This is a genomic window from Psychrobacter halotolerans (assembly GCF_039680845.1).
Classification (GTDB): Bacteria; Pseudomonadota; Gammaproteobacteria; order Pseudomonadales; family Moraxellaceae; genus Psychrobacter.
In genome coordinates this window covers 122907-136013 of record NZ_JBDKWD010000003.1, presented here as the reverse complement: position 1 = coordinate 136013, position 13107 = coordinate 122907, and the positions used below count along the sequence as shown (strand labels likewise).

The window sequence follows — 13107 nt, the reverse complement described above, 5'->3', positions numbered from 1 at the left end:
ATATAAATATTTGCGCTATAGTAGACTAAATTTATCATAATTAGAATATCTTATGTCATTATCAACCGATTATTCCACCGCTCGTAGCCAAGCCAATTTATCGCAACTCGATACCCAAAATATAAATCTAGAGCACCTAGATCCTCATGCCCGTGCGGTCTTGGATTTTTGGTTTGATAAAAATAATGAGCAATATTGGTTTGTAAAAAACGATGATTTTGATCAGCAAATAGAAGACAAGTTTGGCAAAATTTGGCAAGCGGCAAAAAAAGGAGAGTGTGTGACTTGGCGGCTATCAGAGACTGCGAAAGACAGCAATAGCTCGGTCACGTCTTTGGCTGGGCGTTTGGCAGAAATCATTGTATTAGACCAGTTTTCACGTAATCTATGTCGCGGGCGAGCCTGTGCTTTTGCGCAAGACAATATGGCCATCGTCTTAGCACAAGAAGCCATACAGCAGCCGTATTTTGACACCCTGCCATCAGCATGGCGTAAGTTCATCATCATGCCATTTATGCATTCAGAATCGTTGATGATTCACGAACGTTATCTGCCTTTATTTAAACAACTAAACGATGCTGAAACCTTAGATTTCGAACATCGTCACAAAGACATTATCGCGCAATTTGAGCGTTATCCACATCGCAATGATGTGTTAGATCGCGAGTCGACAGAAAAAGAAGAAGCCTTTTTACAGCAACCTAACTCGTCATTCTGATATCGGCTAAAATATAAGCCGCTCTCAAACGTGCCGTTTATTAATAATTGACGGCACCCGTCTTAAAGGTAAAGCTCTTACGCTCTATTGCATTGTTATCTACTAGGACATCAAAGCTAACCCGATAGTCGCTATTGCCATACAAGCCGCAGTTTTGACCGCTTCTACTACTGATGGTACAGCTTTCTAAATTATCAGTAATGGGCAAAATAAACGCTTCATTTGCTGGCAAAGCATTCACTGTCTTTTCATATGGATCTTGACGATAATCTAGCAATTCAACCGGAACATCGGTATTACGTTGAATATCGTGGAATTTGATATTACTGATATTGATAGTTTGAGCCGATGGTACGTTGACATAGATAGGTTGACCAATAGGATCCACTCGCAAATCACGACCGGTGTGTTTAACTGGGTCTGGCGTCTCGTTATACAACGCCGTGATAGTATCGGTCACGCCTTCACAGGGATAAGTAAATACCCCTTCTACTGTTTTATTGGCGCTCGATTGTGTTCCTGCCGCATGATTGACCAATATGTAACCTTTGTTAGTGGCAGCATCTTTGTTATAAGGGGTATAGCTAACCATACCTGTACCTGTCACGCTTGAGCTGGGTAACATCAATGAGCGTAGATGGTAAGGCGCAGACAGCAACGACTTGGCCATTGAGTTTGCCATCACATCAGAGCTAAACAGGTTGCCCGCTGAATTAAAATAGGTCGACTGTGCAATGTTCTCAGTCGCGCCAAAGCGCCCGTTAGTATAGTTTGCATTTAGCAAGCGGTCTGAAAAATCTAACCCACCAAAAAAGGGATTATTGGTGCTGGTAACATCCGCGATGTCTTCAATCTTATTTTCGTAATGCGGATTAAATGCAGTTGGTGAGCTCTTGGCAAAAACATGCCTAATATAATTGGCATGTTGAATGGCAATATCATCTAGCGCTGTATCGACAGAAAGCCCACCAAGGCCGCAACTGGTTCTTGCCAGACTAAATGCATTATTGGCGATTAATGCGGCCTGTGTATCGTTAGCGCCTACTAAATTATCAGGCTGATCGCCCGTGTTATCACTCGGTTGCTCGTTTGGCTCGATAACGGGTGGCAACGGTTTTGGCGCAGAAGTATCAGCATCGCTATTAGAGTCACTGCCGCCACCGCATGCGGTTAATAGAACGGTTGAGCAAAGGATGGCAGCCAGGTTTTTTTGTGATAGAGTAAGCATCACTTTTTTCCTATAGAGTAGTCGTACATATATGAAGGGTAATATAGCGTCACGCCTACTATATAGAAAATAGTCGATGATGTGATATTCCATTATTAAGTATAATATATTCCATAAAAATACTCTAATTATCTATAAAAAACATTCACTTATTAACAATGAACTTTAAATAGCAATATCGCTTTGCTTAGGCTATTTATAGGAATTCGTAACAACATTTTAATGCTTATCCCTTCAATTTATTCTCAACTACCTTTCTGACGGGCGCAAAACTACGTCTGTGCGTCGGCAGCACACCATGCATTTCGATAGCTTCCGTATGAGCGCGTGTCGGATAACCCTTATGCTTGGCGATACCATATTCTGGATGCTCGGTATCAAGTAGATACATGGTTTTATCACGGCTGACCTTGGCCAATACACTGGCGGCGGCAATACTGGTATGACGCGCATCTCCCTTGACCCAAGCTTGGCAATCAATAGCTGTTTTTTTGATCCCTACTTTATCCAGCATTGTATGGTTCAGCTCAGGACAACGGTTGCCATCGAATAACACCTGAATTCGCGGATGAGCTACCGTATCATCTATTACGATTGTTTCAGCCGCAAAATGTCTAATCACTGCCTCTAACAGTACTTCTGTACATAAACGCATGCCAAGCATCGTCGCTTGCAATATATTGATTTGATCGATGACGGCGGCTGGTATGTCAGCCACAATATAACCAAGCGCGTATTGCTGCACTAAAGGATAAAGAAGGTCGCGCTTTTTTTCACTCAGTTGTTTGGAGTCTGTCAGTATGGATAATGGCGTACCACTGAGCGGCTGATGCTCAATCAGTCCTGACCAATGTTGGGGCAATATTGCAGCCGCAACCGTGACACTGCCTAATAGTGGCCCACGCCCCGCTTCATCAACGCCAATCTGAAGTATCGACGGCTCTAATTCTGTTTGTGGCTTCCTTGAAGATTGCTCAAGTAGCCCAGTGGCATCTAATTGACCAGATAAATGAACAGGCGCGGCCAGCTGAATATATTGGCCTTGAATATCAACTTGCTCAACGTAGGTATCGATTGGTGCAATAGTGTGTTCTACAAAGTGCTGGTTACTCATGGTATGACGATATCTTTTGGTTGTTAAATTAAAATAAATGAGAAACGATAATAACTTAAGGTTTATGGCGACTTTGAATAAACTTTTGCATAAACCACTGTTCAATCACGCTATTGGCAGGGTCATGATTACTCTGCTGCTCTAATGCTTGCTTAGTCGCTAAAAGATCTCGTAATTGCTCAGCATAAGCACGAGGTTGCAGTAGACGCATGACCGTACGGCAAATGTTATCCCCACTCGCCTGCTCTTGGATAAGCTCAGGGACAATCGCTGTCCCTGCCAAAATATTGGGCAAGGCGACATAGGGTACTTTGACTAACCGCTTGGCAATCTGATATGTCATCTGATTTAGTTGATAAACCACGACCATTGGTCGCTCAAGCAGCATGGCCTCAAGCGTTGCCGTACCAGACGCCAACATAACGACATCTGATGCAGCCATCGCTTGCTGACTAAAGGTCGGCTGGCTGTCATCATAGACCACAACGATAGCAGAGCGTAGCTGCTCTGAGCGTTGATCAATAACCTCTTGCACAATATATTGATGATTTTGATCGACGGTCGGAATAATAAAACAAAGCTTTGGATCCAATAGTATGAGCTTTTGAATACCATCTAGCATCAAGGGTAAAATGGCGGTAATTTCGCCGCGTCTCGACCCAGGCATGACACAAATAAGCTGGCTAACATCGTCGAAGCGCTCAATAAAAAACTGCTGCAAGCCATCATTGTGCCAGACCAGCTCACTACGGCGCTGATTAATCGGCGTCTCTATGAGCGTTTGATCTAATGTTCGAAGTAGCGGATGACCGACACAGATTGCTGGATGGTTGTGACGTTCATAGACTGGCAACTCAAAAGGGAATAAACACAACACCAGATCGGTTGCCGCTTTGATGTTATGAATCCGCGACTCACGCCACGCCCAGATAGAGGGGCTGACATATTGCACGCAAAATATACCTTGAGGCTTTAGCTTTTTAGACACTCTTAGATTAAAATCGGGCGCATCAATACCAATAAACCAATCAATAGCAGCCGCCTTGAACGCCGTTAATAGCTCACGGCGCGCTTTGAGCAAATCAGGCAATTGAGACATAACCTCTACCAGCCCCATCACGGCCAAACGCTCTAACGGAAAAATGCTTTGTAGCCCTTGCGCTTGCATCTTGGGACCACCCACACCTACCCAAACGATATCATCGCGCAGGTTGTTCAGTTGTTGCATAAAATCTGCACCCAAACTGTCTCCCGACACTTCTCCTGCGACGATACCGATCACAAGAGGCGCTGCCTTTGCCTCAAATTGTGTCTCGACTTGTGGCTTGGCTTGCGAGTCAGGCAAATACTTTGTCGCTGTCTGGTCCGTTAAGTCGGTATCTTTATCAGGCGTAGCAGAATCTTTCATGACAAGCTCTCAATATTCAAAATAACAAGTAATACAAAATAGACATTATAAAATATAATGCACGCAATCAGTGATAAGATGCTCAGCCAAATATGCCTCATCATCATTTATTGCGCTTAGATTAAAGCCTTTATGCGGCTATCATACGTGACGATGGGACAAATAGCGAAACTCGCGCATCGGTGCTTTGATAAATGATCTACCAATAAACGCTGACATATCATCATAATATAGTGAGTTCGGTATAAAAACGATACAGCGGGACGTATATGGATTTTTTGTAGCCCTTGCCTGTGTAGGCACAGCAAGCCAGAAAAATTTACATTAGCTCCGCGCCATAAAATAACGTGTCTGTTTTATTTAGAATCAACTATATGTAAAAATTTTGGAATAATGACTGCAGACGATTTGTTATTTTAAAGATTAAATAACCCTCAGGTATAACTAAGTTTTGGTTTCCACATTCCAGTTAGCAGTCAATTAACTGCGCGACTGCCCTTGTCAACCAAGCGTTTTGTCCGCATAATGAATATTCCTATAAATCAGCTAGATGATATATAACCATGACAACATCAATTACCCATAATGCAGATATTGACGACGTGAATATTGAAAAGTTCATTCCTTTGATCACTCCCGCTGAACTAAAAACCGAGCTGCCTTTATCAGAAAAAGCGCACGACACCGTACTAAAAGGTCGCAACACTATTCAAGACATCTTGGATGGTAAAGATAAGCGTCTGTTTGTGGTCATTGGCCCCTGCTCTATCCACGATATTAAAGCCGCTCATGAATATGCTGATCGCTTGGCCGTATTGGCAAAAGAGATCGAAGACAGTGTATTTGTAGTGATGCGCGTTTATTTTGAAAAACCGCGTACGACGGTTGGTTGGAAAGGCATGATTAATGACCCAGATATGAACGACAGCTTCGATATCGAAAAAGGTCTGCGTACCGCGCGTAAGCTATTGCTTGATTTAAATGAAAAAGGCTTGCCGTGTGCGACTGAAGCACTAGACCCTAATACGCCGCAATACATGCAAGATTTGATTAGCTGGTCAGCCATTGGCGCGCGTACCACTGAGAGCCAAACGCACCGCGAAATGAGTTCTGGTTTGTCTTGTCCTGTTGGTTTCAAAAACGGTACTGATGGCGGCATGACGGTTGCGGTCAACGCCATGCAAGCAGTAAAAGCGGGTCATAGCTTCCTAGGTCTGTCATCAGATGGCAAAGTCTCTATCATCAAATCTAAAGGCAATCCGTATGCCCACGTGGTACTTCGCGGTGGTAACGGCAAACCCAATTATGATGAAACGGCGGTTGCTCAAGCTGAAAATGAGCTAGCCAAAGGCAAAACCAATAGCAAGATTATGATTGACTCAAGCCATGCCAACTCAGGCAAAGACCCTTACCTACAGCCAATGGTCATTAATAATGTTGCAGAACAAATCCAAAATGGCAACAAATCCATTATTGGTATGATGATCGAGAGTCACCTAAAAGGCGGTCGTCAAGAGTTGACCGCTGATTTGGATGCACTCGAATATGGCAAATCTATCACCGATGGCTGTTTAGATTGGGACAGCACTGTGACGGCCCTGCATCGTTTACGTGACATGGTAAAAGACGTTTTACCTAACCGTTAATTAATTGCTCTTGGCTATATAAAGTAATATCTATAACTAATATATAAAAAAGCCCGCCTGACATATGATTGTCGGGCGGGCTTTTTTATACTGACTGTTGGTACTTAACAAAGGCAGTGACGTCAGTTGATACACTTTAAAACTGATACGGTACGGCTGGGATGAATTTTTTGTAGCCTCTGTTTAGCAGCAAGCAAAGAAAATTTATATCAGCCGTACGTAGTTATTAATAAATTTGACTCAACCGATTACACCTTGGGAATAACTATAAGTTAACCATTTGCAGCATTTAACACACTGTTTAAACTCTCAAGCACGTGCTTAGAAGTGGCGTTTTTCTGTAAATCTAACAAGCTGTCATGAGCCATTTGACGTCGTGGCTCAACCAATGTGTTCCAACGCGCTAATGCTTGCAGCAAGCGTGAGGCCAGTACAGGATTGCTATCATCCAACTTTTTAATCACGCTGGTATAAATATCGAGACCTTCTTGTGTCCACAATACGGTTGGTTGCGCGCTAAATGCCCCCACTACTGAGCGTACGCGATTGGGTGTATTCCAATCGAAATCTTTATGCTCAAGCAATGTTTGTATCTGATCAGCATTCACGCTCTCAGCAGAGGCTTGCACACTGAACCATAAATCGATGACCAAATCATTTGCTTGAAAGCGTTTATAAAAATCGGCCAGATACTCATCAGCGTTTGTAACTTGGTGGTTGACCATGGCTTTTAACGCGCCAAAGCGTTCAGTCATACAGCTGGCTTTGTCATACTGCTGCTGTGCCCACTCTATTGCCCCTTCCACCTTGGCTGTCAAGGCCAAGTCGAGTACCACATTGCGTAAAGCACGTATGCCTCGAGCGTCTGCACTATCCTCATATGACTGCATCGGTAGTTGTTTATAAAGCGTCGTCCATTGATCTTTTAATATCTCTGCCACTTGTTGATACAGACCTTCACGCTGCGCTTTGATCAATTCTGGATCATAGTCTTTGTGAATGGCAGAGGCCAATTCTTGCGCTGACGGGATATCGAGCAAACGCGCCGCCAACATCGCATCTTCAGCGGCTAACACAGGTAATGTTTGCGCCAGCGCTTGCAAGTATATGTCAGGGCTGCTCTTTGTGCCTTGACCTTGCAGCAAAATACGATTAACCAGCATTTGCGTTACTTGCCAGCGATTAAAACCATTGGTTTCGTGCGTTAGCAAAAATGCCAAATCTTTGTCCTGATAGTCATAATTCAACTGTACAGGCGCACTAAAATCACGCAGCAACGACACCACAGGCTCGCTCACCACCGCTTCAAAAACAAAGGTTTGCGTTGCCTGATCCAGCAGCAACATACGCTCAGCGATAATGCTACCTGTGTCTTTATCAAACAATGCTGTCGCTACAGGAATTGGTAAAGGTTTTGGTGCATCAAAACCGCTCACGTGACGGGTTTTCTGACTTAAGGTAATGGTAAGCGTTTTTGTCTCACTATCATAAGTTTGGTGACCTGAGACCACAGGCGTACCTGGCTGACGATACCAATCAATGAAATCCTCTATCTTCTCATCCGTGATACTAAGCGCCGATAAAAAGTCCTCAACCGTGACCGCTTGCCCATCATAACGACGGAAGTACTCATCTGTTCCTTTGCGGAAATCATCAGGCCCAAGCGTATTGGCAATCATGCGTACGATTTCTGCACCTTTTTCATAAACAGTCGTCGTATAAAAATTATTAATCTCAACAAAGCTCTCAGGACGTACAGGATGCGCCAGTGGCCCGGCATCTTCACTAAACTGATGCGCACGCAAGGTGGCGACATCATCGATACGCTGTACGGCGCTTGACTGCTGATCTGCGGAAAACGACTGATCGCGATACACCGTAAAGCCTTCCTTCAAACACAACTGGAACCAATCACGGCAAGTAATGCGATTGCCCGTCCAGTTATGGAAATATTCGTGAGCAATAATGGCTTTAACACTAAAGCTACGCGCATCGGTTGTGGTTTCAGGACTGGATAATACGCAAGCGGTATTAAAAATATTCAGCCCTTTGTTTTCCATCGCGCCCATATTGAACTGACTGACCGCAACGATCATGTAACGATCCAAATCATAAGCGCGGCCATAGTTGACCTCATCCCACTTCATGGCATCTTTTAGCGCTTGCATACCAACATCGCATTTATCAATATCAGCAGATTTGGCATACAGCTCAAGCGTGACTTCTCGACCTTCGCTCGTGGTATAAGCATCTGTTAGCACGTCTAAATCAGCAACCACACAGGCGAACAGATAGCTTGGTTTATTGGTTGGATCATGCCAAATAGCATAATGACGGTTTGGCTCATCAGTCACATCCCCTGCTTCGACCAAGTTACCATTGGCCAGTAGCGTCGCATAGCGCTTATCTGCCTCAAGACGGGTGGTAAAAATAGCCAACACATCTGGACGGTCGGGATAAAAAGTAATCTTACGAAAGCCTTCTGGCTCACACTGAGTGACAAACATCGTATCAGTTCCACTTCCAGCTTTATAAAACCCTTCAAGCGCTGTATTGGTCTGCGGACAGATGCGCACTTGAATCGCAAGCTTGACCTCGTCAGGCGCGTCAAAGACCGTCAACGTACCTGACGCCTGCTGATAATCTTTGGGCATCAATGGTTTGCCATTCATTGTAATTGTTAGCAGTTCTAAGTCTTCGCCAAACAGTACCAGATCGCCTGTGGTTTGACGCACCATCGTTAACGTACTGTCTACCTGCGCGTGCTCTTCAAACAATTTGATGTCTAAATCGACGGTTTCTACATCGAAGCTTGGCTTTTTATAGTCTTTTAAGTTAATTTTACTAGGCGCATGCGGCGGTACATCAGGCATATCTGGATTGATAATTTGTGTATCGGTTTCAGCAATAGACATATGAATTCCTATTATTATTTATAAGAGATAGACGGGTCATAAGACAATTAGATGGATGATGATATGGTGTTCGCCAACCATACCGAGACATCATCCCTTTAATGAACCAAATAGTAGTAAAGAAGCAAATAGTAGCACGAATTTGCAATGGTTTACTCTCACTAAACTGATGGTTAGATTGACCTAAAACCTCAAATTTCAAGGGTTTGCTTTAAAATAGCCAAATGTTAACAACCCTGTGGTTTTTGATAAGCCTTTAATTTAACGTCACTCTCTCACTATTTTGAAAAGCAACAAAATAATTAGCATACGCTGTTCATTGGATAATGGCGATTAAAATGATTTAATGGTCATACTGACGATTCACCTTTAATAAACGGTCTTTTATATGACAAAGCACTCTGCCACCCACTCAGATATTACGCTCCCCCTACTGATCGAGTATGTTGATGCGCTTATGCCGTCGCTCGCCATACAAAATAACACCGCAGCACCTAATCAGTCGCAGCATAGTAAGGAGCTACTATGGGCAGTACAGGATAAAAATACCCATTCGGCATTAACATCAGCGCTAAAAAGCCACATGAATAATCAAGACAATCGTACAGCAACAGACGACGCGCAAAAATCGCAGATATCTACGGTATTGGAACTGAATCAACAGCAGACAACTAAGCGTTACGCACTGGCCTGCTTTTGGCTACCGACATTGTCCTCTGAGCTCCTCCAGCATTATATCCCGTTAATTATGCGCTACCGTGACCTTTATGCAGCTCATCTACTGATTGCACTTGATAACAGTATCGATCTAAATGCTTATGGTTTTACCCCGTTTGATATATTAAATGAGCAGTCTCTAGACATTAATAACAACATTCAAGTTGAACAAGCAGATTCATCTTATTCATCAGCAACACCAGCCAAACTATGGCAGTTTAATTTGTACGACTATAAAAAACTACCCAATTGGCTCAATGCGGATTATTGGGCGAACCCTGAAAACTGGGATAAAAATCGCTGGTGATATAGGCCATATCTATTTGTAAGTTCTAGCATTATTTACAGTAATACTACTTACATAAAGTAACATTTAGTATATTATAGATAGCAATTGCCTAAGTTTTATCGTAAGCAGTTCAAAAAAAACAAATTTAATTAAAATTTTAGGAGCTCATTATGTCGACTAGTTTTTCTAAGATCGCCGTTCTCGCTGTATTATCAAGTGCTGTTGCCCTAACCACAGGTTGTGCTACTAAGCGTTCTACCTCTGAAGTTGTCGTCGCTCCATTAGGAATTCCAGGCGGCCAAGCAGGTTATACGGGTGCGGTTGTTGTTGACAATGCAAGCACAGTCATCTCTGGTGCAGAAAATCTGCAAGCGGTTGTCTATTTTGCGTTTGACAGCAGCGAAATCACTGCTCAAGCGGCCAATGTTCTTAACCAACATGCAAGCTTACTCAGCTCAAACCCAAATGCTGGGGTTGTGATCGCTGGTCACACCGATGAGCGTGGTAGCCGCGAATATAACGTCGCATTGGGCGAGCGCCGTGCTCAAGCAGCACGTAACTACCTTGCTGCTCAAGGCGTCGCTGTAAATAACGTCCGTGTGATTAGCTACGGTGAAGAGCGTCCAGCTGCTAATGGTAATACTGAAGAAGCGTATGCACAAAATCGCCGCGCTGAATTGTCTTACTAAGACAAAGCATACCAGCAATAGCTCGCCAAGCCTTATCTGATTTATAAAAGCCCAACGATACTTTATTGCTGGGCTTTTTACGTTTTACTCAGCTAAAATAATGAATCGTCATCGATGTCATCAATAATGCCAATCTTAAACCTAACTCATATTCGCTATACTCAGCTAAGTCCCACGACATGGTGCGCCAGCGCGCAAGTAAATGAATTATCATTCCCACATTCCAAGGTTTTAAATAGAACAGCGTCAGCGTTGTTAAATTCTAATGAGCTACCTCTAGCGCTTAATTCACTTATTTGGCAACACTACTGCTCGCCTTTGCCTCTATCAATACGTCAAATCGCTCATAGACAACGTCAATTGCAACGCCAAGGTGTTCGATCGTTGCTTAAACAATTACTTAATCAATTAACAATCATTGATACGTTAAATGAGTCAGCATTCCCCTATCGCCTTATCAATAGTGGATACTATGTATGTTTTAGTCATACAAGCGCCCATAAGAAGAATAGCGTGAGTAAACATGCTGCTCAGACAATTAATAAGTTAATGAGTAGTGAGGTAGCCGTGGTGATTAGTGGCCACCGTCCTGCAGGTATTGATATAGAAAGTAACAATGTTGTGTGGAAGGTAGCAAAGCGTTTTTATTCAAATAATGAATTAGCAGCCATATGTACTCTACCAAACACTCAACGCGATCTGATTGCCACATTACTGTGGCAGATAAAAGAGAGTTTTATCAAAATCCATCAATATACGTTGGCGCAAGGCTTGGGTATTGATTACGCTTATCTTATTGCCGATTTAGTTAGCAGCATAGAAGCGCCACTTTCTCCAACTATCATCTCTGATCCCAAGTCGCACTATCGTATAACCGTTTTGTCTGACCAACAAACTGTGGTTGTTTTTTAGATAATCACTACGTTATGCACCGTAAAAGAAGACAATTACTTTATTTCAGCCAAAAAAAACGACCCTAAAAAGGGTCGTTTTTCACACTTTGGTTCTTTATCTAATAACAGTATTTAAACTGTCGTTAGATTAGAAACGGTAAGTAGCACCAATTTTAACGATTGGGAACCACTCTAGGTAATCTTTATCTTCTAGCTCTTGTTCAGCAGCAGCGGCTGCACTAGCACCAGTATCAGTATCAGTACCGTTAACAGCACGTACGGTAGCATCCGTTTTACCCATATATGCTGCACCTAGTTCGCCAAATACACCCCAGTTATTAGTGATGTTAGGACGGAAACCAATAGTAGCATAAGGCGCTAATTTATTACGGTGCTCCAAGTTACCTTCTAGAGTACCAACTTCATCTGCATCATAATCAACATCATCAATTCTGTAGTTGCTATCATTGGCGTTAGCACGTACATCGATATCGTTATCAGGAATGATAACACCAGCGCCCATTGTGAACCAGTTAGCAGCAGGACGGTACTGAACGCCTACATACGGGTTGCTAAAATCTGCATCAACATCATAGTTTATGTCGTCTGCATCAAAGTCACCGCCGAATAGGTCAGCTGAATCGCCACCTGCCCAACCAGCTTGCAATTCAGTTTTTTCGTTCATTGCCCAAGCAACGTTAGCGCCGTAACCTAGAGTACCAACTTCAGCACTAACAGATGCTGGGTTAATAGCGGTTTGGAAGAAAGTCTTAGTACCACCAACAACAGCACCCGCTGTGTTGCTTACGATGCCTGCATCAGCGTTATAAGCGTAAGCATCAGGTTGTTGTGCTTCGTAGCCCATTGCCACAGGCTCTGCTTCATATACAACTGCATCGTTACCATCAACGACAACAACAGGTTCAGCAGCCAAAGCAGCAGTTGATGCCAAAACGGCAGCAGAAATAGCTGTTAATTTAATAAATTTCATAAGTACTCTCCTAAAGTGTGGAATAAATCGCCCATAAAAAATGATTATTTAGCTTTTTTTAAATCAATCATTTTGTTGAGCAGATTAAAACAATTTTGGCTCAAAAAGTCACCCCTATAGACGCGCTTTTTATTTGCCGTTGTGTAAAGATTGCATAGGTATTGTAATAATTACTACACCAATCTGTAAAACTTCGACTTTCTGTTACAGAATACTCTTAAAGTAACTTAAAAGGCGAAACATGAATCCTGAGCCCTTAATGTTCATGTAAGGGTATTACAAAATATGTCATTATAATGACCTACTTTAGGAATCAACTCAGTAATAGTTGTATATCTTAATAATACAGTTTGTTGTAGTTTGTGAGTTAACGTATCCATTATTACTTGTATACAAAATTTTAATGACGTAAGTACGTATAGCAATTGTTGATATATAATAGTATTAGCCATATGTACACATAACATCATCAAGTAATAAACTATGCGAAGTAAAAGAT

At 42.7% G+C, this 13107-nt stretch carries 11 protein-coding genes; 5 read left to right on the top strand and 6 right to left on the bottom strand.

Annotated features, from left to right (window positions below; all coding sequences use genetic code 11):
- Positions 1-52: 52 nt before the first annotated feature.
- Positions 53-718 (top strand): DUF924 family protein, encoded by a 666-nt coding sequence (locus AAJP47_RS07135; RefSeq protein ID WP_346717219.1) that lies wholly within the window; start codon positions 53-55, stop codon positions 716-718.
- A gap of 40 nt (positions 719-758) precedes the next feature.
- Here AAJP47_RS07135 and AAJP47_RS07130 read toward each other — a convergent pair whose 3' ends face one another.
- The 3 genes from AAJP47_RS07130 to lpxB form a co-directional block, all read right to left on the bottom strand.
- On the bottom strand, positions 759-1946 hold the full coding sequence (locus AAJP47_RS07130) for a CAP domain-containing protein (RefSeq protein WP_346717218.1): 1188 nt from the start codon (positions 1944-1946) through the stop codon (positions 759-761).
- A 226-nt stretch (positions 1947-2172) separates the two neighbouring features.
- A complete protein-coding gene (gene rnhB / locus AAJP47_RS07125; protein WP_346717217.1) occupies positions 2173-3060 on the bottom strand; it encodes a ribonuclease HII in 888 nt (295 codons plus the stop codon).
- 55 nt (positions 3061-3115) lie between these two features.
- Positions 3116-4468, bottom strand: a complete 1353-nt coding sequence (gene lpxB / locus AAJP47_RS07120; RefSeq protein ID WP_346717216.1) for a lipid-A-disaccharide synthase — start codon at positions 4466-4468, stop codon at positions 3116-3118.
- A 563-nt stretch (positions 4469-5031) separates the two neighbouring features.
- Between lpxB and AAJP47_RS07115 the strand changes: the two genes are divergently transcribed.
- Positions 5032-6114 (top strand): 3-deoxy-7-phosphoheptulonate synthase, encoded by a 1083-nt coding sequence (locus AAJP47_RS07115; RefSeq protein WP_346717215.1) that lies wholly within the window; start codon positions 5032-5034, stop codon positions 6112-6114.
- Positions 6115-6386: 272 nt separating this feature from the next.
- Here AAJP47_RS07115 and pepN read toward each other — a convergent pair whose 3' ends face one another.
- Positions 6387-8987, bottom strand: a complete 2601-nt coding sequence (gene pepN, locus AAJP47_RS07110; protein ID WP_346717460.1) for an aminopeptidase N — start codon at positions 8985-8987, stop codon at positions 6387-6389.
- A 430-nt stretch (positions 8988-9417) separates the two neighbouring features.
- Here pepN and AAJP47_RS07105 point away from each other — a divergent pair, with 430 nt between their 5' ends.
- Positions 9418-10053, top strand: a complete 636-nt coding sequence (locus tag AAJP47_RS07105; protein ID WP_346717214.1) for a DUF6231 family protein — start codon at positions 9418-9420, stop codon at positions 10051-10053.
- 152 nt (positions 10054-10205) lie between these two features.
- Positions 10206-10724, top strand: a complete 519-nt coding sequence (pal, locus tag AAJP47_RS07100; RefSeq protein ID WP_346717213.1) for a peptidoglycan-associated lipoprotein Pal — start codon at positions 10206-10208, stop codon at positions 10722-10724.
- 88 nt (positions 10725-10812) lie between these two features.
- Here the strand turns inward: pal and AAJP47_RS07095 are convergent, their stop codons facing one another.
- Entirely contained in the window at positions 10813-10938 is a 126-nt protein-coding gene (locus tag AAJP47_RS07095; protein WP_346717212.1) for a hypothetical protein, read from the bottom strand.
- A 170-nt stretch (positions 10939-11108) separates the two neighbouring features.
- On the opposite strand from AAJP47_RS07095, the gene AAJP47_RS07090 reads away from it, so the two are divergent.
- Positions 11109-11636: a 4'-phosphopantetheinyl transferase family protein gene (locus tag AAJP47_RS07090; RefSeq protein WP_346717211.1), complete on the top strand. Its 528-nt coding sequence runs from the start codon at positions 11109-11111 to the stop codon at positions 11634-11636.
- Between the two features lie 129 nt (positions 11637-11765).
- Here AAJP47_RS07090 and AAJP47_RS07085 read toward each other — a convergent pair whose 3' ends face one another.
- Positions 11766-12608: a hypothetical protein gene (locus tag AAJP47_RS07085; RefSeq protein ID WP_346717210.1), complete on the bottom strand. Its 843-nt coding sequence runs from the start codon at positions 12606-12608 to the stop codon at positions 11766-11768.
- Between the last annotated feature and the right edge of the window lie 499 nt (positions 12609-13107).

Bases quoted from the DNA above. Each gene is read 5' to 3' on its own strand.
- AAJP47_RS07130 (WP_346717218.1), bottom strand. From the start codon at position 1,946: ATGCTTACTCTATCACAAAAAAACCTGGCTGCCATCCTTTGCTCAACC.
- lpxB (WP_346717216.1), bottom strand. From the start codon at position 4,468: ATGAAAGATTCTGCTACGCCTGATAAAGATACCGACTTAACGGACCAG.
- pal (WP_346717213.1), top strand. From the start codon at position 10,206: ATGTCGACTAGTTTTTCTAAGATCGCCGTTCTCGCTGTATTATCAAGT.
- AAJP47_RS07135 (WP_346717219.1), top strand. From the start codon at position 53: ATGTCATTATCAACCGATTATTCCACCGCTCGTAGCCAAGCCAATTTA.
- AAJP47_RS07095 (WP_346717212.1), bottom strand. From the start codon at position 10,938: ATGATAATTCATTTACTTGCGCGCTGGCGCACCATGTCGTGGGACTTA.
- pepN (WP_346717460.1), bottom strand. From the start codon at position 8,987: ATGCCTGATGTACCGCCGCATGCGCCTAGTAAAATTAACTTAAAAGAC.
- AAJP47_RS07105 (WP_346717214.1), top strand. From the start codon at position 9,418: ATGACAAAGCACTCTGCCACCCACTCAGATATTACGCTCCCCCTACTG.
- AAJP47_RS07115 (WP_346717215.1), top strand. From the start codon at position 5,032: ATGACAACATCAATTACCCATAATGCAGATATTGACGACGTGAATATT.
- AAJP47_RS07085 (WP_346717210.1), bottom strand. From the start codon at position 12,608: ATGAAATTTATTAAATTAACAGCTATTTCTGCTGCCGTTTTGGCATCA.
- rnhB (WP_346717217.1), bottom strand. From the start codon at position 3,060: ATGAGTAACCAGCACTTTGTAGAACACACTATTGCACCAATCGATACC.